The sequence below is a fragment of the Oceanobacillus salinisoli genome (assembly GCF_009733865.1).
GTDB lineage: Bacteria > Bacillota > Bacilli > Bacillales > Amphibacillaceae > Oceanobacillus > Oceanobacillus salinisoli.
On sequence record NZ_WOFB01000006.1, the window covers coordinates 103,249 to 130,045 of the forward strand.

A 26,797-nucleotide genomic window follows, 5' to 3' on the forward strand; every position below is an offset into this window, starting at 1 on the left:
ATTTTTTCAGATGTTATTTTTTCACAATCAGTAGTAAACTTATCTAATCCACCCTTAATTTTGTCTTGATGACATAAAATAATGTCACATAGCATATGGATAACCTGGTCTATTTCATCTCTAGTATTTATACCAAGCCAAATTAATACACCTTTTACATTTGACAAGATATGTGCTAGATTCAAATCATCTCGTTTAAGATGGTTAAAAAGACGCTCTACTTTTTCGTTGACCTAACAATTATTTTTGTTTAACAAGTAGATATACAAACTAGGTTCAGTACGAATGTAGCTATAACCCATGATTATTAATTCTGAAGTGTATTCATAATACTGATTTTTTGTTATCTTTCCTTCAATGAATAAATAACGCACAAAATCCATTACGTTAAATGTTTCTACATTGTGTTCAGCTGCATATATATCAAATAAAAAATTATCAATCATTAATGATGCTAAACCTTGTTGGCATATTAAAGTTGGATTTTCAATATTTTTAATAAATTTCTTTTCTTTTGATTTGTTATCATCAAATACTGCCCTACCAACCTTTTTACAGTTTTGGTCAATCCAATGAATTATTTTTTCTAGTGTTTCAATATCCTTTTGGACTTCCTTAGGCGTTGCCTCATGTGAATAAATCCTTCCGTCTAGGTATGAAATTGTTTTAATTCCTTCATCCCCAGTAAGCAATAAATCTGTGTGTTCTTTACACAAATCCAAATAACTCTTTTGATCAAAATAAATATGAAATTCACCAGCAAGATTATTTAGTAAGTTCAACTCATTTAACGTAAACAATGAAAAGATATCAAGCAGTATATTTTTCGCTTTTATCACTTTTTTAATACCTTGTGATTCTTCAAGGATGCTTCCTTGTTGATTAACCCAAAAATAAAGAGATTTGTCATTAGCAATAAAACTCCAAGTTAAGTGGTTCCCTTTGCCTAAAACCATAGCCAGAAATGAGCCGTGCAAGCGATTTTTTTTAAATGTTTTTATTATTTCTGATTGTGTCTTTCGATCTTCTTCTAACATGTTTACTATATCACTATGCAATTGGTCATTCTCAATTATTTGTTTCCTTTGCATAAATGGTTCTTCATCTGGAAAATATTTATCGAATTCAGTTAACACCTTTTGAAAATCTTCTATAAATTCCTTTTTTGGATCTTTAACAAATTTATTTATGTGCAGAAAAACGGAAGCATAATATTTCCAAACATCTGGATTTTTTTCTCCTAGTTTATAAGCTGCATAAGCGTATTTTAATGCCATATCATACTCTCTTGCATCTAGATAAGCAGAAGACAACAATTGAAGGTCATTCACCGTTTCGTTGTCTAATATTTGTTTTTCGGCAATCTTCAATGCTTGATAGTACTTCTTCTTGTTTCCAAGGTTAAAATCACTGCTTGCTGCCATTAACAAATAATTTATGTCCTGGGTTTCATGATATAGTTTTTCATAAATTTCTTTTGATAGCTCGTACCAATAATTGTTAAAATAAATTGCTGCTACGACTTCTTTCACCATAATACTTGGATTGGTTAATGAATTATAGTATATATCAAGAATTAAGTCATAATTTTCCAAGCGATAATGTGACATTACGTAATAATTAACCATCTGTTCATGGTTTTTCCAATATGGAATGGTTGGTACAATTTTTACAATTGAATTTAAATCGGTTATTTTTCCTCTTTTTGAATACGAATTTAGGAGCTTTAATTTTATCTCAATTAAAAGTTCTCCCTCTGCCTTTTCTAATAACGGTTCTAGATGTTTTATAGCATTTTCCCAATCATGTGTTAATGCAGAATAATATCCTTTGATTGTATTCATAATTAATTTACTACTTTGTTTCTCTTCGACTTCTTCAATAAACTGATGAAGTTCATTATATTTCCTTAGTACATACAGTGTCTCTAACTTTAATAAGCAAAATTCAATTATTATATTTTCATTTTCTGAAATATAATTACTTTCGTATTTTTCTAGAGTATAATAAGCATTTTCAGGATCACCTTTTTCTAAATATATCCTAACCAAAAATGTAATAAAATCAATGTTAGATTGTTCTGAAATCTTATCTTCTAATTGTTCAATTGCTTTTTGCCAATCTTCGTTGATGTAATAACAAAAAATTAAATTAGTTACATAAATGTTGTTATTACGATTAAACACATCATTACTTTTTTGCACAATGAATTTATAGTGTTCAGCAGCTATTCCAAACTGTTTTTCTCGAAAGTAAACCGCAGCTTTTAACTCATTTACTTTTATTAACTGCCTTATGTTTTCGGTTTTATTTTGTACCTTATCTAATATTGGTATAACAATTGAGCTCAATCTATTTAAATCCACTACATCGTCATTTTGTAAGGTTGATTCCATCCGATGAACCATTGCATCAGCTTTAAATAAGAGTAAGTCATTAGAGTCCGGATTCTTAGAGAGCAATTCTGTACAAAGAGATAAAGCATCCTCAAACATGTTCAATGCAATGTATATTTGAATTTTAATGGTTTCTGCGCCCTCACCATGTTCTTGTAATATAGATAGGCACTCTTCATACTTTTGTTGATTAAATTTAATCGTTACAAGTATTTCTACATTTTGGCTTTTGTAACCTTCTGATAATAAATTCTTCTCTATCACCATTAATGCTTCTTCGTAATTTTCTTCGTTCATTTTTACTATAGACAATAATCTGTTTTTTGTATATTCATCATTGCAATTAGAAATAGATGTATATAAGTGTGGAATAGCCTCACTCGTTAATCCTGAAGCCATATAGCTATTAGCAATAACTAACTGTAGTTGTAATATTTCTTCCTGTGTTTTAGCATATTTTAGTCTTTCAGTTGCTTTTTCCCTGGCAGTGATTACGTGGTCATTGGAATTTAATTCTTTAAGATCTTCATAACCAACAGGTAATAGAGCGTTAGAAATTAATGTTGTAATTTCACCTTGATTTTGTATTATTTGATTGTTTTGGCTACTGATTTGATTTAAATCCGAACGAAATTCCTCTTGCATCATTTCTAGTTTATTTAAGATTTCTAGAAATTCCGGGTCCCATTCTTTCTCTTTATATTCGTCGATATTTGCTAATATAAGTTGAAAAAATGGAATTAGTTGGTCTTGATATGTTGGATATCTCTCGTAATAAGGCTCTAAAAACAATGATTCTCGATTAAAATCATCCAGTTTCTTTCCTTCGATAATCCATAAAAATATTTCTTCCCTAATTTGCTTGTCGTTCAGTAATTCATCTATTAATTCATCCGGTAGATCTAAAGATGCTTTAGCATCTGCTATACCAGCTTCAAACATAAGCTTTGTTTTAAGTGCATAATTATCCCGCATCCATTTGTCTTTAAAATCACGGATGATTTTACTATTCTTTATCCTTGGTAAAACAAAAGAAAATAACAATGACCCTATTTTTGACAAATCCATATAATTTTTAATCCACCAATCTTTTACAAATACATTACAAATCTATCTTATCACAGCATGACTACGTCAACTATAAAAAAGGGAATGGATATACTGATTTATGTAACAGAAAAACTTATCATGAGCGAGATTTTTAAAATTTGTAATATATAAACTACCTCTGTCGTTAAATACTCTGGACCTTACCTTGAATATTTTTTGTCCCAAAATCTGATTAAGAAGCATTGCATGAACCATTACTTACTTAAATCCATGCCTTTTTATCTAGTCTCTCTATTTGGTACAAGTAAATGGGACACTATGAAGACAAGAAAATCGAAAACAAAAACCATCCCAATAGAGTGTACTCTATTGGGATGGTTTTTCCTTCCTATAGGAATTCTTAATTAAGTTTTCATTCTTTAGAATCTACATGAAAGTTCCACATTTTTCACTTTCAAACCATCTTATAAAACTATCTGTCCCTTTATCTAAACTATGAACTGCCTCCATAGCAAAATTAAAATCCTCATGATGAATATAATCCACTACCTTTTTAAGTAGGTCTTTACATGTTGTGGTATTTATTTGCAGTTTACAGTAAACGTATGCTAGGTCAATTAATGTATCAGTATAAAGAAAATAGCCCTTTAAATCCTCTTTATTTTCTAATTCATAATCAAGCTTTGCTTTCTCAAGGTTTCTTTTTGCCTTTCCCCACTCTCCTTTTGTTATATGAGCTTCTGCTAGAAATTGATATATATCTGGAATTGGGGTCTCTGAATTCACATTACTTCGCTTAATCAAATAATGTGCAAATCTTAAATTTTGCCGGTAGGACCAATTTATCTTACTATTAATCATGATATCATCATAAACAAAATCTTCATTTAAATTGTCACACCCATCGGAACTGTACCCATTTTTCTTACTTTCTACCTCCCTAGTAATATACTTTTCAACTTTTTTTAAATCATATATTCTATCTAACTGAAGGACTCTTCGAAATTCCTCTGCCTGTCCTACGGTCCATAATGGGTTGTTACCTAAATGCTGGATTGGCTTTGGAAACTCACGATTTTTTCGTTTATATTCTTCAAATTTTTTATGATCTATTCCGAGAACATCAACAAATTCATCCGGCCCAATTCTATTCATTAAACGATAGAATTCATAGGAATATGATTCGTTTAAACCATATTGTAAACTAACAAATAAAAAATCTTTAGGCATACGGATATAAATTGATAGAAGGTCCTTAATTTCTTCCGCCCATACCATCCAGTATTCATTATAATAAAAATACCCATGTTGCTTTAAACCTCGAATAAAATCTTGTAAGGATCCACCACTTCCAAAATTCATCACAATTTGATCAAAGTGCACTGCTTTTGATTTATCTCCCCACCCCAATAATATCTCATGTTTCATCATAGCGAGATACCATGCAAAATAAACACTATCTTTCAATTCATCTTTTCTCATAACTATCATAACCTCCTGTATAATTTTTAACTCCTCTTATATAAAAAAAGCCAAGTGAAAATAAAAAGACATAAATCAAAGTCTTTATTCTCACTTGGCTTTTTAGCCCATTTTTAAAACAGTTCATTACAGAAAATGAACTTTAATATATTTTTCCAAACATTGGCATGGTAGATTATAATCTAACTTTGTAACCTAAGGTCTATTTCATAGTCAATTCGATTAAACGCTAGCCGACTCGTGTCCGCTGCTAATATAAAAAAATTAAATTTTATAAAACTAGTATAAAAAGAAATAAGTGGGTTGTCTAGGGATAACACCAAAATGGTTTTATTTAAACAAATAAATATTTCATTCACTCAGTATAGATTAATAAAATTTTACCTATCGAAAATTTTCTTCCTTAAACGGATACCGATACAATATAAGAAACACTGTAGAAATGAAAAAGAACTTATGAAAAGAAAAGATTAAGAAGACATAGTTGTATTGAATGTGATATATACCGTTTCACAGAAAACTCGCCCTTAACTAGTCAGTCAACAAATTCGGAATTTCACTTTAAGAAACCACATAGGGATATTCAATTTGGTTTATTTAAACCAAATTCGATCTATCATTCCATATTTTCAAATTCCTTATTCTTTGGCTACAATTCATATTATATTTGTGTGTAATTTTACCTATTGAAACTTTTATTTCCAATACAAATACCGATATAATATAAGAACACTTAAAAATAAAAGGGGGGACAATATCTTGGCAAATTTAGAATCTACTCCTATTATCCAAGGATTTAACACCCTAGAGTTGGCCGTATTAATGGAGAAATACATATTAATTCTAGGAATGATTAACTACGGAACTATAAAACAAAAACGACAAGCAAGAAAAGAATTAAAAACAATTGAAGAGTACATTCATCATCATGCTAATGATGATGCTTTTGAGTTGGCAAATCTTAGACTTCAATTAACAGAGGAAGAATTGAAAACAATTAAAGGAGTCGAATTATGAGTAATTCAACACCATTTTATCCACCTTCTAAAATGTGGCTATGGCTTATAACACCAAGCCTGGCTATCGCATTAATATGGACTATTTATTATACATATCTTTTCATCCAAATAGATTTACCTACGTTTGCACTTAGGATGAAATTAGTATCTGGCATTATATGCTTGTTTCTAACAATCTACTTATTTAAAGGATATCGTTATGTATGTTGGGCAACAAAACAGAAAAATCTACTATTTGAGTTACTCCAAGAAAATCCAAAAATACTTTACGAAGAATTCAACAGAGTTTTTCTAAATAAAACTCTATTGAATGATAATGGCATTGACCCAAAGGTGTTCAGACGACTACATCAACATGATTACCGAGAGGTCTTTGAAAAAATAACTAGATAGTAAGAATTGGGGTGAAATATATGTCTAAAATAGATTTCAGCAAATACCCTAAGATCCTTGAATTAATATTAGATACTTCTATAGAGGATATAAAAGATGATATTCAATGGATTCGAACAAGTAATAGCGAGACAGCCGTCTTGATTGCTGAAATGCACCAAATGTGTAAGGCGGGATTGAGTAGTAACATACCTCTAAGAAAACGTTCCAAGAATTCTTCTAACTTTTATCATGGAGCTGTTGGAGATAGTTTACATGTATTTGCTAAAGAACAGGGTAGAGTTGATCTAGGCTTAACTAAAGATGAAGTAAAGAATTTGTTTAAGCACAAAAGCTTTTTAGGTGGTATACATTCACAAAGTTACGTGGACGTTCCAGTAGATGAGTAAAGTCCCTATGGGTCATTGAATGTTTCACACAAATAATTGAAAGAGGTAATACCATGTTCTATATAGTTTGTACTATTGATGCAATTGTTTTTGGTTTCATATTAGGGACTAGAGAAGATTCCTTTTTTATTGGTTTATTGGTTGCAATACTAACATTAGTCCTTTCAGCATGTTTATATAGGCCTTATCAAGTGTTTTCTGCGGGAGTATGGGGATACCTCTTATATACATGGCTAAGTCCTGAACAACCTGAGTTTAAAATAGTAGTAATTATAACAGCAGTAGTGCTAGGGAGATGGCTGCTTGCTTGGCTTAATTTCCTTTTTGATGATCATAGTACAGGTACGCCATTACCATCCACAATACCAGTAGAGGAAAATGATTTATCCTACTCTTATCCGAATGGACACTCAGAAATTCATCAAAAAGATTTGTATGTAGGTAAAAAGAATACTCAATCTCTAAATAGCGGCCTGTTAGGAGAACAAGAAACTGCCTATCATTTAAGGTTCATCCGTAACGAGTATAAAATATTTAACGGAATCTATTTAAGGGGTGGAGGAGAAACACAAGAATTTGACCATCTAGTTGTTGGACCTACAGGAGTTTTTCATATTGAAACGAAGAACTATTATGGTCGTGTAGAATTCTCAGACCAAGGAATGAGAAGAATTGGTGGGAAAGTACATGAAGATCCACGTTCACAAATGCACAGGCATGACTATGTACTAAAAGAACTATTAAAGGGAAATGGAATAAACACTAGTGTAGTCGGTATTATATGCTTTACAAATCCAGAATGTGTGCTTATAGGTTCAGATCCCTTTTTTAAAATAATTAAAGTGGGGGTATTAGTAAATACCATAAAAGGACATACACCAAATCGACAATTAACTAAAGAAAAAATTAACAGAATAGCTTCACTTATTGAATCAAAATGCAAGTCTAGTAACGCTTATATGAAGTATTAAAAATCATAAATCTATTATAATGATTTGAAAGGAGGTACTACGCAATTGTCCCTAAGTCCACAAAAGGGACTATTGTGTAAAAGCTTATGAATAGAAAGCGAAGATTAATTCTAACATGTACACTTTGTTCTAACTTTGATCCAAACCGCTCTATTTGTCGTATAAACAGTGAAGTAAGAGACCCTATATCAGATCAGTATGCTCCAACCTGCAAAAGGAAAGGTGATTTTGTTCGATACATGAATGTATTGCCTGATGCCTATAATTACTTTTCCGCAGACGAGGAAATACCAAACGACTTTCAGATTGATTTATCTAAACTTCCTAAAGATAATGATGAGATACCTTTATTTGTACATACAAACCGAGGGATAGAAAGAGCAATTCCAGCAAATGAATCTGTTACATTAAAGGGACATGCAGCTTTTGGTGTTGAACTAATTTATACACTGCAAGGTCAACAACAACTCATTTATGAGATAGGAATAGAAAAAGCAAGAGAAGAAGCAAATAATGCGGGAGTAGAACTTACTAAAATACATGAATATTAATCAACAATTTATATGAACAAATTTAAACATGCAATTATCATTTCTTTTTTTATATAAAAGTGGGGTGAACGAAATGAAATGGATAAGAGATTTAATCATGCGTTTAGGGATAGGTATATTTATAGTTTTTATTATGGCCTTTCCAATCCTCGGTTTTATTCAATGGTTTGGACCTGATAACGCAGTTCCTTACGATAAATATAAAGAATTACTATCAGAATCGTGGGTTCATGTAAATAAATATGGCGATTGGGCAATTGTATTCTTTCTAACTGTCTTCCTTATGGGAGCAGTTGGTAACTACCATCTCCATGCGGAACAAGTTCGAATGAGGAGATTAAACATGGAATATAAAAGATGGAGAAAGACTCCATACATATCTCCATATATTTACTTTAATTTAATATCTCCTAGGGGGGCGCTATCAAATGAACTCAAATCTATAGTTTATGATGAACACTATAAACAAGTAGTAAGTATGTTTAGAAATCGCGTTTTTGTTAATGGTAGCTTTTCAAATGATTCACCTGAGAAAAAACCTAACTGGATTCAAGTAGCAGGTTTATCCATAATTGTACCAACTATCTTTTGTGTGGCGTTGGTAATGGGATTTTTCATTATCATGTGGCAAGTGAAATCTCCTAACCTATGGTTTACCGGCTGGGAAAAATTCGCTATCCCTTTTATTGCTTTTGTATTTACTTGGTTAGGTAATTTACTTTACGCTTCTTTTCATATTGGTAGTTTCAGAGATATAAAAGAGGATATGGATGATTACTTTCAGGAAGAAGAACCGAAGATTACATGGCGGGACGTATATCCTGATCGAAAAAAAGGTCAAACTATCTTATTAGCTTGGAAACACGAAACAAAGGATAGACAAGAAAAGTTTCGTGAATACCAAACGCAAATGAATATATCTCCTGCTGCATTTATTGAGTGTCCAGCATTAGCACCCTATCCATTCCCTAGTAATGAAATACCCGAATGGGCAGATGGAATGGAAGAAGATATATATAATTCTATTGGTCGTTGGAAAGAAGATAAGATGGTTCATCAACAAAAAGTAATCAATCAATCAAAAGGAAAAGTTGTATCATTTAATAAAAAGCGTCGTTAATTAGTTGCTCCTACAAATTTATAGGAGCTTATATTTTTCCTCATCATTTATCACTCTTTGGTTTGTTGACATACGCTACATATGGATTTATAGTCTAACTAAGAGGAGATGCTTGAGTTTTAAACTCTGCACTTTGTCCCTTTTTAAAAGTGGTTTAATTTGGTTTAGTACATGAAAATGTACGGTTTGGGGAAAATCCTGTTAGAAGTTGCAACTTCTAACAGGATTTACTTACTTTTATACCATACTATGATATGCAGTTTACGATTAATTAAAGTTCTGATAGATTCCTTTAAGTTTTAACCCTTTCTTTTACTTAAATAGTCTCTTACTTCCTCTTTAATAATTTCTCTATCAATAGAAGTTTCAGCCTTTTTAATCCTTTGATAAAATGCAAATAACGTGTCTAGCTCACGGTGTTCTTGGTTACTGTAACTATCAATAAATTCGTGATTCCGCCCATATTTTATTAGGTCTTTTAATTGTTCTTCTCTTTTCTCCTTTAACAAAGGGGTATCAGCTTCTAGGTAGGATATATACAAATCAATTAATATTTTTTTATATTTATATAACTCTATTGTAAACTCCTCCCATAGTTGAAAAGATGTGGTAAATACTTGTATAGATTTTAGTTACTTTATAACTCTATCTATTCCACGCTCTAAATAGGATATATATAACTCGGTCTTTCAAAAATAAGATAAACATAGTACATTCTCTTACAACATCAATGTATCTTTAATATCTGCTCAATTTTCTTAGTTTCTTTCTTTATTAAAGGTTCAAGGCTTAATAAAACTGCTATGTCTTTCTTTTCCTGAATCTCTCTATGATAATCTAGCAATTTTATGCTAGAATCTATTACATCTTTTGGAACATCTGTATAATCAATCTTTGTATTTTTTATAAGTGCATCCATTTGCTCTTCAACCAATTCTTTACTTCCATTCCCTACATCACCATAAATGTTATATAGTTTATAGAACTTTTGGAAGAAGTCATAAAAGTGCATATAATTCACCTCCGTCCTAATCAAAATCTTTCACAATATTACTCCCCACCGAAATGTTTCTTTTTATATTCTCTTAGAGTGTAATATTGATCTGCTCTTTTTTCGATCTCCTCATCTGTATCTGCGAATTTCAAATAATCTAAACACTCTTGGATTAGGAGTTCAACATCCTCAAGTGAATACTTTGGTTGCTTATTTGTTATTATTTCTTCAACAATACCTTGAATCGCATCTATATTATCTTTATCCTTTATTTGCTCAGCCAATTTATTAAACTCCTGAATTTTGAGATGAATCTGCTCTTCTAATTCGCTTTTTTCTATATCTGGTTCATGTTTATGAATTTCACCATATAATTGTAGGATCTCTATATAAAGGTTTTGTATTTCAATAGGAATTTTACTATCATATTCTCCTTTATTGCTTATTAATTCTGTAAACAGATCTTTTAAAACATCCCTCGAATAATCGTTCTCAGCTTTTAAAAATCCTTTATACAATCGAAATAGCTTTTCATAATCCATTGAAATCCCCCTCGTATATCCTACATTGTTTTAACATACTTCATACTCATTGATCATCACTTTTATTTTAGAAACCTCTTTAACTCCTCTCTATTATAACTTACAAAAATAAAAAACAAAAAAATCACCCGACAAATGTTTGTGGGGTGACTTTCGTTAAATGTTATCAATTTAAATAACTTGCTGTTTTTATTTCATTTCATGACTTCCATATAGAACCGTGTCGTTTTGAGTTTCATTACACCAAGTTTCCAGCCGAGCAGGTAATTCCCGCTCGGTTTTCCTTAACCTTTGAATTATAGCATCTTTGTGTCCACTCAACGCCTTCACTGGGATCTCAAGAGGAAATGTATCAGTAATCCCATTAAATCGCACTAAGCATATAATTTTATTACTTGAAGTAGTGTAACTTTTTTGGATTTCTCCCCAATTACTCTTTGTTACATTCTTTAGTGTTCCATTCTCGATCAAACGTTTTATAAGCATCCCACCGATACAAACTGCTCTGTGCTGAACAACATTTTCCCCTAGTGGTGGTATTGCTAAAGAAATTCTTGCTGCACTTACTTCCAGCTCCATACTTTTGGCAACATCCTCAAATTTTAGTGGCTTCATTTCAAACTCCTCTTTTAATTGTATATCCCTAATGGTATATAGTTATCCTCTGCGGAGAATTCATTCCCTCGTCATAGGGAGGATCCTCTATAAATATGTATTTTCACTGTAATTATTATGGTAATGGAAAGAGTTTAGTTAATTCTATATTATCAAGTGGCTTTTTAGGTCGATTAACACAATGAAAACAGTCTGGATCATTACATGTGCTTTCCGTCCATTCATTACATTGAGGGCAGAATTCTGAATCATATATCTCAAAGAACACAATTTTGGATTCACAATTCTTACAAGTATACTCTCTAATAATCCCATCTATTTTATGTTCTCCTATCATAACTCTTGCACCATCTTCAGACTTTTTCACTTTCATCCAGATCCCTCTTTTCTTGATAATAATATATTTTAACCTCTTTCAGTTTTATGTCCAAATTTAATTGCCTTGGTTTACCGTCTATGCAGTACGAAAACATTAACCTTTGTTGAGCAAATGTGGCAGTAATTATAATAAAGAAAGATATTCCTTTCTTAAAGAATAGCACCCTTTAATGTAACAAGGATAATTAGTCTTTTGACAAGGTAGTTTTATCTAACGGAACAGTTGTTTTTATAAAATCTTGTTCAATATTAAAAAATACTTCTCTCAATTTTTCTCTTCCGCCCATTTTTTGGTACCATTTCTGCACACGCTTAACGTGTTCTTCGTCACTTTTAACTTTATTTTCAATAATTTCATAATCTTTATAGCTATTATATTCCCATATCGCAAAAATCTCTATAACACCGTTGTTCTCTTTAGTCATCCACCTACCAACTAATCTTGCACCATATTTAAGCTGGGTTGGTAGAAGTGTTTTATTAAAATGCTCGTTAAAATCATCTATAATACTTGGGGCAACTTTGTACATTTTTCTACGATAAATCATTGTTTCCACTCTTTCCCTTTAAGTCTTTATTATGATATTGGTAATGGTTGAAATTACCCTTCTTACATAAACCTGCCCTTTAGCATAATAGGAGATGCCACATCGACAACTCCTTGTTTAACTCTTGCACCCGTTTGTTGAACAGTACAAACAATATAGATAGTTAATTGACACACTGAAAAGTTAAACATTCGTATTATATATTACTTGGGCAATTTGCTTTTCTCCATTTTTTCAAATTCCTTATATTTCTTCATCCCCATTTTCTCTGCTACTTTCTGTGATGGAACATTTTTTACTGTAGTGTATGAAAACACTTTAGGATACTTTAAAACTTTAAAAGCATACTCCTTACAGGCAATCGCAGCTTCTGTGGCATATCCTTGATTACAGTAGTTTTTTATAATATGAAATCCAATCTCTGGAACTGTTTCTTTATCAATTAATTGCATTGTAATACCACAATCTCCAAGGAATTTTTCTCCATCTTTTAAAATCACTGCCCATAATCCGTGGTTATACTTTCTATAATTATCAATATTCCATTGAATCCAGCTTTCCACCTCTTTCATATTAAATGGTTTGGTATAATATTGCATTGATTCTGGTTCAGAAAGAACCTTTGATAACTCTCGTGTATCATCCAAAACTAATTCCCTTAAATATAGTCTTTCTGTTTCAAGTATCTTCACGACCCGCACCTTCTCCTATTTAATCTTAAATTAACCTGCTCCGTTAGCTTTATAACATATTACAATTCTAACATTAAATACCATCAGTTCACCCTGAATTATTCCAAAAATTATTTTATTCAGCCATTTGGAAATGCTTATTTTAAAAATAATTCAGGAGTGATTCTATGTTGTTATCAGATGCTGCAAAATCTTATGAGTCAGATAAGAGAATCGAAGGATTTTCAACTCAGACATTAAATGCTTATAGACTTCAAGCAAAGTTATTAGTAAACTATTTAAAAAATGTCGAAATGAATGAGATTACAACATCGCAACTAAAAGAATATTTAGCTCAATCAAGTAAAGACTTGAAGCCTTCTAGCCTATCTCATCGGATAAGATTTATCCGATCCTTTTTTCGATGGTCACACGAAGAAGGTATCACTGAGAGTAATCCTGCCAGCAAAATTAAGGAACCAAAAGTCGGCAAACGCATTCCAAAATTCCTCACTGACAGAGAAATTGAACATTTGCGAGATGCTTGTCATTCTTCGATGGAAAAAGCATTATTTGAATTTATGTTTTCAACAGGATGTCGTATAGGAGAAATCGTCGAATCAGTATTAATTGGGGAAGCAACTCTGCGATTGTTCGAGGTAAGGGGGATAAGGAGAGAGAAGTTTATTTTAATGTTCGTTGCGAGATTTGGTTAGAGATTATCTTAATGAAAGAAACGACAGCGATCCAGCTATTTTTGTTATGGAACGTTCGCCTCATAGAATGAGCATTGCTCAAATGAGGTACATAATAAAACGAATCTCCAATCGAGCCAGAATAAATAAAACGATTCACCCTCGTCAACTGAGGCATAGTTATGCTACCCATCTTTTAAATAATTGTGCACCGATTGATGTAATACAGAGCCTACTCGGACACGAAAAAAGCGAAACAACACGAATATATGCTCAATTAAGTGGGAAAATCAGACAGGAATTTTACAACATTTATTTTTAATAAAAAAGAGAGCAACCAGACATTATCGTTACTCTCTTTTAAAAATAGAGCACCCGTTACTTTAATAAGACTTATTAATTATTATGCCTTTTTAGCAAACCGAAAACTCCTGCAACTATAAAACTAAGTGCAATTGCAGTCATTTTTTCGCCTCCAACAAGCATATTGTCAGATAAAAAGAAGAAAACAAAGAAAACAAAAATGCTTATTCCAACAACAGAGTTTATTCGATTTGATTTCGTTTCTTTTTGCCAAATCACTCCAAACAAACCAACTGCTATAACTGCCAATAACCCTGCAAGCATTTCCTCTTTTCTAAAACTCGCAAAATTAATTTGTAATAGATATAGTGTAGAAATAACAATTCCTATTCCTATATATTTATACATTATATCCCTCGATTTCCATTCATATAGTGAGAAAAAATTATTCTCTTCTTTAAAAAACTGCACTCTGCTTCTTTTCTTCAAGATGGAAAGGCGAATACCCTTATTCAGCATTCGCACCCGTTAGCTTAACAATTATCCTAATTTGATTTCCTCTTTTTTATCACCATATTCTATTACAATTGTTATGTCTTCTCCCCAAAAAGTATTATTTTCGTTAAAGTGAACAAAACTCCCTTGTGTTACTTGATAATACCCTTCTTCAGTCAATTCGACATTAAATTCGAGTGTTTCGCCTTCTTTATTTTCTTCATAGAAACCAATTATTTCATCGCCAATTTTCAAAGATAAAGTTAATGATTTATAATCAACTTCTCCTTTAGGAACAATCTTTATTTCATGTGTTGATTGAACTAATTTTTCAAGGTTGTAATATTCACCAGTAATTTTATCTGTTACTTCCCAATTTTCATTTGAACCTTTTTGGGATAAAGAAAATTGGATTTGCTTTTGACCATCGATACTTTTACCTTCCTCAGTACAACCACTAATCATAAGTAACATAACTGATAATGAAACAATAAACGTTATAATTTTCTTCATTGCGTAATCCCCCTAATTTATTTCCTTTATATAATTTTAAGAATAACTTGTTGAACTATACCGCTTCGTTACTTCCCCGACAGTAAGAGTTGCCAATGTAAAAGTTCCTTAACTAATGCATCCTTTACTTTAATAACACTTTTTATAGTGCTCCCACGGAATTAACTAACCAAACTTCATACTCTGGATTGTATTCCACCAACAGTTTGAAAACATAACTATTTTTTGTTATTACCATAACACCACTCTCACCAATCTCTTCAATTTTATCTACTTCCTCTATAAGTTTGTCTTGAACAAATTGTTTTACAGCAGAATTTAATTCATCATATTCTGAGAGAGTAGACATTTTAATTAGCTCGGATTCATCATATTCAATCCCAACATAATCGTGGATTTTTTCTACACGGGATGTTAGTTCTTCATTGTTTTGAAGTAATTCAGGTTCGACTTTTTTTAAAAATTTCTTAGGATAAATGCTTTGTTTTTCTACTTCTTCGTTTTCTTTGTTTTCGTAATCATCAGAAGATAATGGTTCTTCATAATCATTGTTATGCTCTTCACTGTTACTAGCTTCTATTTCAGCCACAGACAAAGGATCTCCTGAAATAGCATCGATATAAAAAATTGTTTTATTACCAACTGGATATGTCACTTCAATAACCCATACTTCTTGTATCTCTTCTGATTCAGACTCTTTCCAATCCTTTTTAAAATTAGCTACTATGTCACCTTCATAAATATCATTTAAACTTGCTTTCTGAGCAAATTCAATTGCTTCGGTTTCATTCATAAAGTTTACAGGAGATGATAAATTTCCTTTGTTATCATTTAAATATTGATCTAAAGTGTGGCTTAGAAACAAAAACGAAATAATTATTACTGAAACAGTAGCTAAATAGGCTATGGTACGATTAACTCTAAAACCAAACCAATCACGTTTTCTCTCCTGTTTAATTTGAGTTATAACTTTGTTTAGAGATTCAGAGGATTCATTTTCAGTAAGATTAATTTTATTAATCTTTTGGAACATACTATCAAATTCCGATTTTTCATTATTTGAATTCATTAGTATAACCCTCCTTTACCATTTCCTGTCGAAGCAGTTCAAGTCCACGATGTAGCGTCGTTTTAACACGACTCTCCTTCCAACCCAAAATGAATGCTGTTTCTTTTATAGAAAACTCTTTAATCTTACGTAAAACAATAACCTCTCGATAATTCTTTTTTAGCTGCGAAAGAACATTATATAGATATTCTATATCCTCGCCCAACTCTACTACTTCCTGTGGGCTAGATTCATTTGATTTTATAGGTGCGAAAGAATCTAAAAAATAAAAAATAGGCTTCTTTTTACGTTGATAATCGATGGTGACATTTCGAGCAATTCGAAATAACCATGTTTTTGGATTAGAGTCTCCTTTAAATGTTTGGTAATTTTTAAATGCCTTAACATAGGTTTCTTGCATTAAATCCCTTGCTTGTTCACGTTCTCCAACTATTACTAAAATATAACGAAAAATATGATTGCTATATTGCTGATACCATTCCTTTATTTGCTGCTCTGGATTATTGGAATCATGCAAAATACCCCTTCCTCTTAAAAATCGTACTGTATAGACGAAATCTTTTTAAAAAAGTTTCATAATTAAAAATAAAAAAGCAGTAACGTATATATCCTTATACATTACTACCATATAGATCCTTCCTCTTTAATACTAGCCCCTGTTACTTTATTTCACGTTATAGTCATTTACCGTTTGCATCTAACTTGATTTTTTCTGTGTGTTCGGCTTCATCTTTATCTGTTTCCCAACTAATAGTTAAATCCATATTTCCGTTATCAGCAATGTAATCTTCAAACGGTTTCTCCATATCAGGATCATATTGAAATTTTGCCTTCAATATTTTGTCTTCCTTACTACTAAAATCTATAAATTCATATTTTGAATTATCATTTGTTATATCATTCTTCAGACTCGTATCCAAAAATAATTCTGATGCTGTATATTGTACATTACCTTGATGAACTTGCACTCTTCTCATTTTATTAAACTCTTCAAGAGTTCCTTTGTAAGTAAGTGTTATTGTAAATAATTTCTTGTTATAATGTGTAGTTAAGTTATCAAAATTAGTTTCTACTTCCCAATTAGAACTGTCTGCTTTCCACACATAATTATTAGCCTTTTCTTTACTACAAGCTGCTAACGAAACGATACATAAAATTATAAAAATAATATAGCCCATCTTTTTAACCATTCTCACCTTACTCCTTTCTTATTGAAATTTAATCCTTGTTAATAAGCCCCCGTTAGTGGAACAAACAAAGATTTTACTTTACTTTCTTCACAAACAATACTCTATCTTGATTAGGTCCATCGTAATTGGAATGTACAGATACTCCATCCACTTCTTTGTCACCGTTTTCTATATTAAATCCCATCTTTGTGTGGTAAGCAATTGAAATTTTATTTACTGGTGAAGTTACAGCACGAACAACGTTTCTATTATTCTTTTTTACCACATTGAAAAATTTATTATAAAGTTGCTTTCCAATTTGGCTTTTACGGTGATCAGGGCTAACTCCAACAATATGTATGTATGCCACATCTGTATGTGATTGAGATAAAAAACCAATTAAAAAGCCAATAATTTGACCGTCCTTTTCAGCAATAAAACTTGTATTATTGAAATGATCAAAAAATAATTTAGGCAACATATCGGACATTTGCCTACCACCCCACCATTCGTTAATTAAAGGTGAGATATCGTAATAATCATTGCATTCACATTGCGTATTTCCACTACTAACATCCTTTCTAATTATGTATAAAAAACTGTTATCAAATGACAAGACCTTCTTCTTAAACAAACCTGCTCATTACAGAAAAGGATCAGCAACTGCTGAACCAAAATCCTTGTTACACATTCGCTCTCGTTAGTAAAATTCTATTCAGGAGCAACTAGTTCTACTTTTATTCTATCTGGGTCTTCAAAATAAACAGCATAATAATCTTTTCCACCAGCAAATGGGTGTTTATCTAAGTAGAGAATGTTTACTTCTCTTTCTTTCAGTTTGTTCGTCATCTCGTCTACGTGTTGACGTGAAGATGCGTGAAATGCTAGATGATTAAGCCCTACTCTACATCTATGATATGAAGGGTTCAGAAACCTATCTTCTGCTTGAACAAAGACGATGTAAGTGTCACCCAGTTTCCAACTGTGACCACTTTCCCATTCTTGAAAAGAAGTATAACCTAATTCTCTCAGAAACCATCCCCAAAATTCAACGGTTTGTTCTAAATCTGAAACATATATCTCTATGTGATGCAGTAATCCTTGTGGCATATAAATCCCCCTTACAATTACTAAGTTCTTCTTCAACTTTTCTGCTTCTTTAGTACGATAAGCAATGCCTTCTTGAAGTATAACGATAATACCATAAGACTTTTTACTTTTTTTCTGTTACATCTACAATTATTTTTCCAAACAACTTCTCACCAAAATATACTTCTAACTTCCACTTTCCGGCATTTGGTAGATCCATCGAAGAAGGAATATGATGGTCTGCCCCGTTGTTTGGTGCAAGAGAACTATTACCAAACTCAAAGACAGTTACATTTTCATTAGTTTTTTTACTTATTCCAATTACTTTAAAAGGTTGAGTAAGTGTATCTTTCCCCAAAAATGCCACATATATTTTTGTTCTTTTCCTTCTACAAATGGTCCATACTTCACAAACCCCAAATTACCATTATCCCCAATTCGGAAGGTGAAATTGGCTTGTTTCCCTTCCCTAATAAGAGTTGGACTTTCTTCCCAACTATCTTCAGATGTTTCTATTCTTTCGTCTGAACAACCTATCAAAAATAACCCGCTTAATAAAATAAAAGTTAGTCTTCTCATTTAACTCCCCTCTCAACCTATTTTTCTCATTTACAATTGGTTATTTCTTTGTTCAACAAACCTGCTCTTTACTTGATCAAGGTACCTTTCTTCCAGCAAAATAAGCACCCGTTTACATAAAAAAACTGTTTTACTTAATCACATCTTTAAGTTCTTGATCTTCGTTCGTTACTTCATCTAATTTAGTCCATAAATCAATCCAATAATGTTCTTTTACTGTCTTACCTTGAACATTTATGTACTCTTTCATTATAGGTAACCACTCTTCGTGTAAAGATTGGATTGGATTGCTTTTATTCTTGTAATATCATCATCATTGAGAGAACAATTAAATAACTGTCCTTTAGCTTATTAGAATCAATATGTTTTAAAAAGTCTTCAGTAATACCAATTACTGAGTCATAAAAACTATAATTTTGTTTGACATGTTTACCAAAATCAACCTTTAAATGTGTTGCCAATTGTTGCATTTCGATTTTATTTTTAATAATCCCAGCATAATTAAAATTCATTCTGGCAATTTCGTCTTTAGTTATAGTATTTGTACTAATAATCTTATTTAAAATCTCTTCATTTTCTTTTAATCTAGGGTACATACCACTTATTTCATTAGCAATATGTTGTGAAAGGTAAGCTTCATATTGCTGACTTTGTTTTCGTTCCATATTTAAAAAATAGGACAAAGTAATTAGGCATATAACTATTACGATCATCGTGATTAAAGAAATTCTTTTCTTCCACATTTAACTCCCTCCCTAAAATATGTACTTATACTATCCTGCACCTTTATGTTTCTTGGATGTACTCTCTATTGTTCTAGATATTTTTCCAATAAAACATCAGACTCACCCATAATTCCAGTTATATAACGTGTGATAATATTGAATTCCTCTTTTCCTAAATCAAGTTTTTCTTGCCCTGTTTTTTCTGAATATAGCTCACCATGGATATATTCGATATGGTCTTTTATTCCCTCTAAATAAATTTTTTCACTATTAGATAATTGATTGTCTTCTATAAATGAGGGAATTCTATCCCCATGTTCACTACTTCCATGGATGATGACATTAGCAGCAGTTTCAAAAAAGTTCAACCCACTTGGCTCAATATCAGAAACATAATAAGGAACTTGACTAGAGATATAAGCAAGTCTATTCAATCGTTCAGATAAAACAATGAGTTTTCTAGTAACTTGATTCTCAGATTGTGGCTCTTCTAGTAAATTATCAAATGTTTGTAATGAATCATTCACTACTCCATAGTAATGGTTCAAGTAAATTTTATATTGTCGTTCTTGAACTTCCTTTTCTTGTACATACTGAAAATTAAAGAATAAGCTAATTATTAATGAAACTATTATTAAAATAAATGAGATTTTTATTACTATCCTTTTCGAATCGGAACTCACATAATCCCTCCTTTAATAGCACACTAAAAATCCCAATACATATTATGTGTAGAAGTATCTCCAAGAGTATACGTTATCTTTGGATCTTTTTAGTTATCAGCATTGAATGTAACTATACTTAAAATAATTACCAAACCGCCAATGACTGTTAGCCATTTCTTCATTTAATCCCCCCAATAAAGAGCTCGCTGCTAGATACAGTATGTCAATAACTTGTCAGAAATACTTTTCCTTTGTTTTTATCAATAGATGAAGCAACATTGACAGCCTCTTTTACGTTTTTTAAATCAAATTTAGAACTTCCCGTCAAAACCTCAAGTTTGTTATCATTAACTAACGTAATCAAATGATTAAAAATTTCATGCCATTCTTTTGTTGAAGCATTTTTATTCCAATTCCGTAAATGAAACATATTTGCATGAACTTTTGCTTTAGTAACAATATCTTTCCAGTTTACTTGTATCCCTGATAAAAGACCTATCGATAAAAACTTACCATTTGGTCGTAAACAAAAAGCCAAGTTGTTACCATCTGATCCACCGATTAAATCGATAGCTGCAGAGGCACCAATTCCATTCGTTAATTCCATTACTGTTTCATGTAATGGTTGTTCTGAAGTATCAATGACAAAATAAGCTCCTAGATTAAGCAAGTTCTCTGTATATTTGTTATTTCTTGTTACTGCTATCAAACGAAAACCTAAAACTTGTGCTAATTGAACGAAAATATGACCAATAGAAGACCCACAAGCATTAACCAGCAAAACATCATTTGATTTTAATTTTAAAACTTCGGTACAAACAATCCATGCTGTTATTGGATTTATATACATCTGAGCAGCTGTAAAGTCATCAATAGAATCAGGTATAGGGATGGCATGTTCTTCTGAATATGCGATGTGCATATGACCCTCTGATTGGTATTAAATCAATGTTTTTATTTTCAGTTCTTAACACATCTTCCGGATTTCCAAATTCGTAAAACTTCACACACTTTGCTTCCAAAACTTCATTCTCCTCACTTCAAATAACCGCTTTTCCATTTTTTTAGATCTTAAGGTTAAGGGAAAAAGTTGATATAACAAATCGTATCATTGTAAATTTTTCTTCAGCTTCATTTAGATAAGATAGTTACTTTCAATCTAACCCTTATTTTTTCATAGGTATCTCTACAACTTCATAATCTGGACGAATTGATCTTACACCATTTTTTTCTTCAGAACCAACCCCAACGGATATGTTGAACACATCAGATTTACTAATCGTCTCTTTGTTAATATCCATTTCAATCACAATCGTTCCTTTTCCACTTCCAGTAGGGTGATAACGGTTTGTTCCAATTTCTATCATCTTATTTTGTTCTTCTTCTTCATTGGTCCAGACGGATACATAGTCCTTCGCCCTTTCATCGTTTTCATCTTCAGGATAACTACTTCTGATACTGGAGATGTCCAACTGTTTAGGGATCTGAAATGCAACCCCCCCCCAATCATCAGGGTCAATTTCAACCATTGCAACAATTTGTACATGTTCTGGCACCCCGTCTTTCCCAACCAGAAAGACTGTACCTATTACTGAGGTTTCCAATTCTGTTGAGTCCGAACTCACACTGAAATCAGTGAAATTGAGTATATTTTTATTTTGAGGTACTTGTTCTGTTGAATCCTGCTTTTGAGTGCAACCTATTAATATAGTTGTAAGTATAAGGATGAATACTTTCATTTTAAAGGAACGTTTCACAGTTCACCTCCAAATGGTTTTGTTTCTTAACGGCGTAATTCTTCTATTCTATAATTTTTGGATAGGATTTGCTTTGCTCTATGTAGCCTTGTTTTAATAGTAGAAATGTTAACCTTTAAGAGAGCCCGTATCTCTTTTAACGTATAACCGTTGAAGTAAAATAAGGTTATAACTTCCTCATAGATCTTAGGTAGAGTATTAACTTGTTCTATAAGGATTTCTCTTTCATATTGAAAAAACACTAGATCTTCAGGTGTAATGTTTTCATTAAGTAAATACTCTAATTCTCTGTTCTCATACAGTGAAATTCTTTTTGAATGATTCCCCCTTAGGTAATCAATACAATGGTTCTTAACTATTGTACGAACCCAAGTATTTATTGAACTCTCCCCGTTAAATTTATCACGATTGTAATAGCATTTTATAAGAACTTCATGTGAAATATCTTCTGATAAATATGGGTCTTTCACATAAGAAAGTGCGATATTATAGATTTTTGACTTGTAGGTTGTATATAATTGATTTATTTTTGTATCATCCATTTGTCTCATTTCCTTAGTAGATTCTTAAAAACATCTTAAACCCTATTCGTAGTTTAACAATTTATAATCAAATTCTATTTTAAGGTCCAAGCCCAATCCGACCAATGTTTTCCTAGTGATGTATTTCTAATCAATTGATTGTGTGTATATTCAGCATAAAGAGAAAGGTCGCCTTGGCTTTTCATGATATAAATACCAGAAATACTCGATAAATAATACGTTTCATTATTCACCTTTTTTCTCACTTTAAATTTAAATGGTTCATTCCCATGGCTTTTTTCTTCTTTTGATACAAATTCTTCGTGTACTTTTCCGTCAGTCGAAACATAATGAAGTTTAGCGTATCCGAAAAAAGGATACCAATTATTATAATTTAATTTAAACTGATCTTCTGATTGAAAAAACATTAGCTTCTTGATATCTACTGTATAATGCAGGTTGGTGTAAAAAGTTCTACCATTTCCTTCGTTTTCATCTATAAATAGGGTTTTATCAGGGTTTACAGTGACTTCAACGGTTTCTCCTTCAGTTTTTTCACTAATGGAGGTAATTTCGCTTAATGCCAAATCATCCTTATTTACTGAATGATTATCGTTAGTTTCAAATAAAATGATGAAATCACTTAACGTTAAGGAATTCAACTCTATTTCTTGTATGGCCTTAATTTCTTCATTACTAAAACCAAATCGTTCAAGCGTGCCTTCATCTTTATTTTTAAAAGTTTCAAAGTCATTTTTTACATTAACTTGAATTGCTTCACCTTTTTTATCAAGTGCCTTATTATAAGACATATACTGACGAACATTTATAAAAGAAAAAATGATTAAAATTACAATTGCTAAAACACTAATTATTTTTTTATATTTTAGTTCGGTCATTGTAAACACCCCCTGTCGGACTATTGTCTTACCATTTTTTTACGTTCGGTGATCAACAAAATAACAAAACTAAGTAAATAGGTTAGACAAACTAGACCAAACAAAGCAAAAATACCAGGTGTTAAAGACAAATATAAACTGTAAGGTAATGACCACAAAAAGGAAATGAACAATAATATACTACTTGTAATAAAAGAAGCAATAATTGCTAAGCAAGCAGGTAGAAATAACATGAAAAATAAACCAATATTGGAATTGGCCCCCACCGAATCAGAATAAGGATTTATATAAACCAGAATACTCCATAAAATAATTCCAGATATACCTCCGATTACCCCAAATATCTTTGACATTTTTTTCATTTTCGTCACCCTCCATTAGTATAAAAAGGTATCCCATGTTATTAGATAGGAACAGTAAGATTACCCTATTCAATTGCTTCTAGATCTTCTTTAATTAAAATTAGTTCATTTATTACTTTTGACAGTATTTCTTTATTTGGTTCAAACTGAATATTCTCACCAATACTGAATTCTCCAATACCATCATTTATGTACAGCTTATACACAACATCTAAGTCGCTAGAAAGTTTCACTAATTGCTCATTATTCATCAACGTTATTTTAGTCTTAAAACGATTTATAATGGCTTCATATTCTCTATCAAAGTCATTAATGAATTGGAGATAATCACTGTAATTAGAATACTCAGCATTGTCACTCACGTATTTGGTCCCTTTTAAAATTATTGATTGATTGTGCTTAGCCAATTCCCAATATAGATCTGATTGCAGCTGGCTTATAGGAGAATCAAGTTTCTCCTTTTGCGATAAATTATCGATAAACTGATTAAAATTCCTCCAATTCTTTGCCCTCTCACTAAATTCATTTATAATAATCACTTTCTCAAGGTCGATACTTTCAGATTGCTTATTTTCATATAGATAAAATTGAACGCCATTTACAATAAGTGAAAGGATGAGTAATATAACTATGACTCTAACTTTGTTCAAGATTCTACACCTCCTATTCACCTAACTTTTTATAGAATCACGGGTAATCAAAGCTTAAAAAGTAAACTTCCAATTTACAAACTATTTTTCTACCTTTCACTCACTTTACTAACAAAGCACTTACTATATTAAACACATGAATTTACCACTGGTTACGATAAAAATTTTAAATTTATTATAATTTTTCACAAAGCCTCTTTTCGTGTGGATATGTTAGACTATTAAGGAAATGGGGTGTGGATCTTGAAAAGCAAACTACTTTTTCTACTCAATTCAAATTTTGCTTCTTTAAATGAAGAGATTCAGGAAGAAGTTTATCGTGATTTTTATCATCTTTTTTATCCATTAGTTGTTTACATGATAAAAGATCACTCAGCAGCAGAGGATATTGTACAAGATGCCTTTATTAAAACCATCTACAGTACTCCCCAAATAGAAAGTGAAACGCAATTAATTGCATGGATTAAGGTTGTTACCAAAAATCTAACCTTAAATTATATACGAAAAAATAAAAAAATCCGTAACCAAGAGGATATGGAAAGTGTTTTTATCAGTGAAATGGATTATCATGCAGAAACTGTTGAGTCAGAAGTTGAGGGGAAAATCTTAGAAGAAAACATTAAAACTTCACTATTAGAGATTTATCCCGACTATCGTGTACTCATTGAATTAAAGTGGAAAAAACAAAAATCCAACAAAGAGATTGCGGAGCGATTAGGAACAACAGAAGGTGCTGTTAAACAAAAACTTCATCGTGCAAGAGAAGCCTTAAAAAATAGATTAAAACGCAAATGGGGTGTTCAGGATGAATAATGACGAATTCGATCAGTTATTTGATAAGGCATTTGAAAAGGCGGTAACAAATTCAGATGATATAACATCAGATCACCAACCTTCTTGGAAAAAAGTAAAAAAACGAATAAAAACAGAACAGAAAAAGAGAGCTATGAAACGAAATTTCCGTCGTATTTCTGTTATTGCAGCTTCAATGTTGTTAGGAGCAATCATTTTTGGTAATTCAAATGTTTCAAATGCTTTTAATCCTTTTTATATTACATTGAAAGAAATGCCTGGACAGATTGTAAATATCTTCGCCGGTAACAATGATACAAACGATGATGAAGCTAAAACTCCTCCTCCTACAAATGGTGAAAATAGTCAGAACCAAGGTGATCTTAATGTAGGCGAAACAGGAGTGTCAGTTACATTAGAAGAAGCGAAAGAGCAAGTAAGTTTTAATCTTCCTGCTTTTGACTATATTCCTAATGGATATACTCTTAAAGAAACAGTGGTGTTTCGTTTACCTGAAGAAGATTTGGCAAAGAAAGTTAGATTTACTTTTATTGATCAAAACAAAGAAACATTTTGGGTTACTCTTACTCAACTCGAAAGTAATACAACAATTGGATCAGGTGCAAACGCTGATGTTGAGGAAGTTCAACTTAAATCTGGAAAAGGATACTTATCTCTTTCACCAGATCAAAGCTCTAAATTAGAATTTTTACAAGGAAATGTCTATGTCACAATCCTTGGAACACTTTCAAAAGAAGACATTATTCGTTTTGCTGAAAATATATAAATAGAACTAGTATATATTGACAACCAAAAGGAGTTTTGAACAAAACATTCACTTTTAGTTTATTATTTATAAGCTACACAATTTAGACATCAATCTAATACTTGATATCAAGAGATATTTTTGCAAAAATAATAGAGAATGCTGGACACATTTTCGGATTAGCCGAAAGAAATTCAGGTGGATATACCTGGGCAAAACTAAGTTTACAAAGAAGAGCCCCTCAACCTTTTAGTTACAACTCACTAGGCGGAAGGGGCTCTTCTTTAAATCAGAGTTATCCTTATAAATCACATTACCTGTTACCATCATTGGTATTATTACTAATAAAGTGAGTCTTCCAAGGTTAGTTGCCTTGAGTTCAGTCCCACATTCATCACAGTGTATTGTCCTACTATTTAAAAGTGATTTGTAGGTTTTTTTTCAGCCGAATTGATGGCTACACACATTACATATTGGTTGCTTCATTAGTTCTCTCCTTGCTTTTTCGTAAATTGCCCCCATTGAAAGTATTAGATATAATACATAACGAAACCATTTTAGGAATAGAAAAATCCATTTGGGTAATAATCACTTCATATAATCAACTCATGCCTAATGCTAACAAATAT

The 26,797-nt window shown here is 31.6% G+C and carries 31 protein-coding genes and 3 pseudogenes; 9 read left to right on the plus strand and 25 right to left on the minus strand.

The window, feature by feature from the left end:
- Positions 1-233: 233 nt before the first annotated feature.
- Entirely contained in the window at positions 234-3,464 is a 3,231-nt protein-coding gene (locus GMJ66_RS06395) for a PIN domain-containing protein (protein WP_156289500.1), read from the minus strand.
- A 408-nt stretch (positions 3,465-3,872) separates the two neighbouring features.
- On the minus strand, positions 3,873-4,928 hold the full coding sequence (locus GMJ66_RS06400; protein WP_156289501.1) for a hypothetical protein: 1,056 nt from the start codon (positions 4,926-4,928) through the stop codon (positions 3,873-3,875).
- Between the two features lie 759 nt (positions 4,929-5,687).
- On the opposite strand from GMJ66_RS06400, the gene GMJ66_RS06405 reads away from it, so the two are divergent.
- From GMJ66_RS06405 to GMJ66_RS06430, 6 genes are all read left to right on the plus strand, one after another.
- Positions 5,688-5,945 (plus strand): hypothetical protein, encoded by a 258-nt coding sequence (locus GMJ66_RS06405; RefSeq protein WP_156289502.1) that lies wholly within the window; start codon positions 5,688-5,690, stop codon positions 5,943-5,945.
- Entirely contained in the window at positions 5,942-6,340 is a 399-nt protein-coding gene (locus GMJ66_RS06410; RefSeq protein WP_156289503.1) for a hypothetical protein, read from the plus strand. The genes GMJ66_RS06405 and GMJ66_RS06410 overlap by 4 nt, the downstream gene beginning before the upstream one ends.
- Before the next feature lie 20 nt (positions 6,341-6,360).
- Complete coding sequence (locus GMJ66_RS06415) at positions 6,361-6,729, plus strand: hypothetical protein (protein WP_156289504.1); 369 nt, start codon at positions 6,361-6,363, stop codon at positions 6,727-6,729.
- 53 nt (positions 6,730-6,782) lie between these two features.
- Positions 6,783-7,700, plus strand: coding sequence for a nuclease-related domain-containing protein (locus GMJ66_RS06420; RefSeq protein ID WP_156289505.1), 918 nt, complete (start codon positions 6,783-6,785; stop codon positions 7,698-7,700).
- Between the two features lie 86 nt (positions 7,701-7,786).
- Entirely contained in the window at positions 7,787-8,251 is a 465-nt protein-coding gene (locus tag GMJ66_RS06425) for a hypothetical protein (protein WP_156289506.1), read from the plus strand.
- 73 nt (positions 8,252-8,324) lie between these two features.
- Positions 8,325-9,371: a hypothetical protein gene (locus GMJ66_RS06430; RefSeq protein WP_156289507.1), complete on the plus strand. Its 1,047-nt coding sequence runs from the start codon at positions 8,325-8,327 to the stop codon at positions 9,369-9,371.
- 299 nt (positions 9,372-9,670) lie between these two features.
- On the opposite strand, the gene GMJ66_RS06435 is transcribed toward GMJ66_RS06430, so the two are convergent.
- The 7 genes from GMJ66_RS06435 to GMJ66_RS06465 all read right to left on the minus strand — a co-directional run bounded on the left by GMJ66_RS06435 (position 9,671) and on the right by GMJ66_RS06465 (position 13,140).
- Positions 9,671-9,880: a hypothetical protein gene (locus GMJ66_RS06435; RefSeq protein ID WP_156289508.1), complete on the minus strand. Its 210-nt coding sequence runs from the start codon at positions 9,878-9,880 to the stop codon at positions 9,671-9,673.
- 218 nt (positions 9,881-10,098) lie between these two features.
- Positions 10,099-10,383 (minus strand): hypothetical protein, encoded by a 285-nt coding sequence (locus GMJ66_RS06440; protein WP_156289509.1) that lies wholly within the window; start codon positions 10,381-10,383, stop codon positions 10,099-10,101.
- A 38-nt stretch (positions 10,384-10,421) separates the two neighbouring features.
- The gene (locus GMJ66_RS06445; protein WP_156289510.1) at positions 10,422-10,907 is read right to left on the minus strand and encodes a hypothetical protein; all 486 of its coding nucleotides are present in this window, start codon (positions 10,905-10,907) and stop codon (positions 10,422-10,424) included.
- Between the two features lie 189 nt (positions 10,908-11,096).
- On the minus strand, positions 11,097-11,522 hold the full coding sequence (locus GMJ66_RS06450; RefSeq protein ID WP_156289511.1) for a hypothetical protein: 426 nt from the start codon (positions 11,520-11,522) through the stop codon (positions 11,097-11,099).
- A 115-nt stretch (positions 11,523-11,637) separates the two neighbouring features.
- On the minus strand, positions 11,638-11,895 hold the full coding sequence (locus GMJ66_RS06455; protein WP_156289512.1) for a hypothetical protein: 258 nt from the start codon (positions 11,893-11,895) through the stop codon (positions 11,638-11,640).
- 190 nt (positions 11,896-12,085) lie between these two features.
- Positions 12,086-12,448 carry an NIPSNAP family protein gene (locus GMJ66_RS06460; RefSeq protein WP_156289513.1) on the minus strand — a complete coding sequence of 121 codons (363 nt, stop codon included), beginning with the start codon at positions 12,446-12,448 and terminating at the stop codon, positions 12,086-12,088.
- A 203-nt stretch (positions 12,449-12,651) separates the two neighbouring features.
- Positions 12,652-13,140 (minus strand): GNAT family N-acetyltransferase, encoded by a 489-nt coding sequence (locus GMJ66_RS06465; protein ID WP_231514839.1) that lies wholly within the window; start codon positions 13,138-13,140, stop codon positions 12,652-12,654.
- 167 nt (positions 13,141-13,307) lie between these two features.
- Here GMJ66_RS06465 and GMJ66_RS06470 point away from each other — a divergent pair.
- Positions 13,308-14,136: pseudogene (locus GMJ66_RS06470) on the plus strand (tyrosine-type recombinase/integrase).
- 74 nt (positions 14,137-14,210) lie between these two features.
- Here GMJ66_RS06470 and GMJ66_RS06475 read toward each other — a convergent pair.
- The 16 genes and pseudogenes from GMJ66_RS06475 to GMJ66_RS06555 all read right to left on the minus strand — a co-directional run bounded on the left by GMJ66_RS06475 (position 14,211) and on the right by GMJ66_RS06555 (position 24,610).
- Positions 14,211-14,525, minus strand: coding sequence for a hypothetical protein (locus GMJ66_RS06475; RefSeq protein WP_156289515.1), 315 nt, complete (start codon positions 14,523-14,525; stop codon positions 14,211-14,213).
- Positions 14,526-14,657: 132 nt separating this feature from the next.
- Positions 14,658-15,125, minus strand: coding sequence for a hypothetical protein (locus GMJ66_RS06480; protein ID WP_156289516.1), 468 nt, complete (start codon positions 15,123-15,125; stop codon positions 14,658-14,660).
- A 142-nt stretch (positions 15,126-15,267) separates the two neighbouring features.
- Positions 15,268-16,194, minus strand: a complete 927-nt coding sequence (locus tag GMJ66_RS06485) for a hypothetical protein (RefSeq protein ID WP_156289517.1) — start codon at positions 16,192-16,194, stop codon at positions 15,268-15,270.
- Positions 16,181-16,711, minus strand: a complete 531-nt coding sequence (locus GMJ66_RS06490) for an RNA polymerase sigma factor (RefSeq protein WP_156289518.1) — start codon at positions 16,709-16,711, stop codon at positions 16,181-16,183. Before GMJ66_RS06490 ends, GMJ66_RS06485 begins: the two co-directional genes overlap by 14 nt.
- A 163-nt stretch (positions 16,712-16,874) precedes the next feature.
- Positions 16,875-17,384, minus strand: a complete 510-nt coding sequence (locus GMJ66_RS06495; RefSeq protein WP_156289519.1) for a hypothetical protein — start codon at positions 17,382-17,384, stop codon at positions 16,875-16,877.
- A 73-nt stretch (positions 17,385-17,457) separates the two neighbouring features.
- Positions 17,458-17,930: pseudogene (locus GMJ66_RS06500) on the minus strand (GNAT family N-acetyltransferase).
- Between the two features lie 144 nt (positions 17,931-18,074).
- Positions 18,075-18,473, minus strand: a complete 399-nt coding sequence (locus GMJ66_RS06505) for a VOC family protein (protein ID WP_156289521.1) — start codon at positions 18,471-18,473, stop codon at positions 18,075-18,077.
- A 103-nt stretch (positions 18,474-18,576) separates the two neighbouring features.
- Positions 18,577-18,810: a hypothetical protein gene (locus GMJ66_RS06510; protein WP_156289522.1), complete on the minus strand. Its 234-nt coding sequence runs from the start codon at positions 18,808-18,810 to the stop codon at positions 18,577-18,579.
- 514 nt (positions 18,811-19,324) lie between these two features.
- Positions 19,325-19,774, minus strand: a complete 450-nt coding sequence (locus GMJ66_RS06520) for a hypothetical protein (RefSeq protein ID WP_156289524.1) — start codon at positions 19,772-19,774, stop codon at positions 19,325-19,327.
- A 65-nt stretch (positions 19,775-19,839) separates the two neighbouring features.
- A complete protein-coding gene (locus GMJ66_RS06525) occupies positions 19,840-20,439 on the minus strand; it encodes a hypothetical protein (RefSeq protein ID WP_156289525.1) in 600 nt (199 codons plus the stop codon).
- Positions 20,440-20,644: 205 nt separating this feature from the next.
- Positions 20,645-21,443: pseudogene (locus GMJ66_RS06530) on the minus strand (zinc-dependent alcohol dehydrogenase family protein).
- 144 nt (positions 21,444-21,587) lie between these two features.
- Positions 21,588-22,178, minus strand: coding sequence for a hypothetical protein (locus tag GMJ66_RS06535; RefSeq protein WP_156289526.1), 591 nt, complete (start codon positions 22,176-22,178; stop codon positions 21,588-21,590).
- Positions 22,179-22,204: 26 nt separating this feature from the next.
- Positions 22,205-22,720 (minus strand): RNA polymerase sigma factor, encoded by a 516-nt coding sequence (locus GMJ66_RS06540; RefSeq protein WP_197046622.1) that lies wholly within the window; start codon positions 22,718-22,720, stop codon positions 22,205-22,207.
- A 74-nt stretch (positions 22,721-22,794) separates the two neighbouring features.
- Positions 22,795-23,598, minus strand: a complete 804-nt coding sequence (locus GMJ66_RS06545; RefSeq protein ID WP_156289528.1) for a hypothetical protein — start codon at positions 23,596-23,598, stop codon at positions 22,795-22,797.
- 20 nt (positions 23,599-23,618) lie between these two features.
- Positions 23,619-23,960: a hypothetical protein gene (locus GMJ66_RS06550; protein WP_156289529.1), complete on the minus strand. Its 342-nt coding sequence runs from the start codon at positions 23,958-23,960 to the stop codon at positions 23,619-23,621.
- Between the two features lie 65 nt (positions 23,961-24,025).
- On the minus strand, positions 24,026-24,610 hold the full coding sequence (locus GMJ66_RS06555; RefSeq protein ID WP_156289530.1) for a hypothetical protein: 585 nt from the start codon (positions 24,608-24,610) through the stop codon (positions 24,026-24,028).
- A 243-nt stretch (positions 24,611-24,853) separates the two neighbouring features.
- On the opposite strand from GMJ66_RS06555, the gene GMJ66_RS06560 reads away from it, so the two are divergent.
- Complete coding sequence (locus GMJ66_RS06560; RefSeq protein WP_156289531.1) at positions 24,854-25,423, plus strand: RNA polymerase sigma factor; 570 nt, start codon at positions 24,854-24,856, stop codon at positions 25,421-25,423.
- On the plus strand, positions 25,416-26,189 hold the full coding sequence (locus tag GMJ66_RS06565) for a DUF4367 domain-containing protein (protein ID WP_156289532.1): 774 nt from the start codon (positions 25,416-25,418) through the stop codon (positions 26,187-26,189). Before GMJ66_RS06560 ends, GMJ66_RS06565 begins: the two co-directional genes overlap by 8 nt.
- Positions 26,190-26,797: the final 608 nt, after the last annotated feature.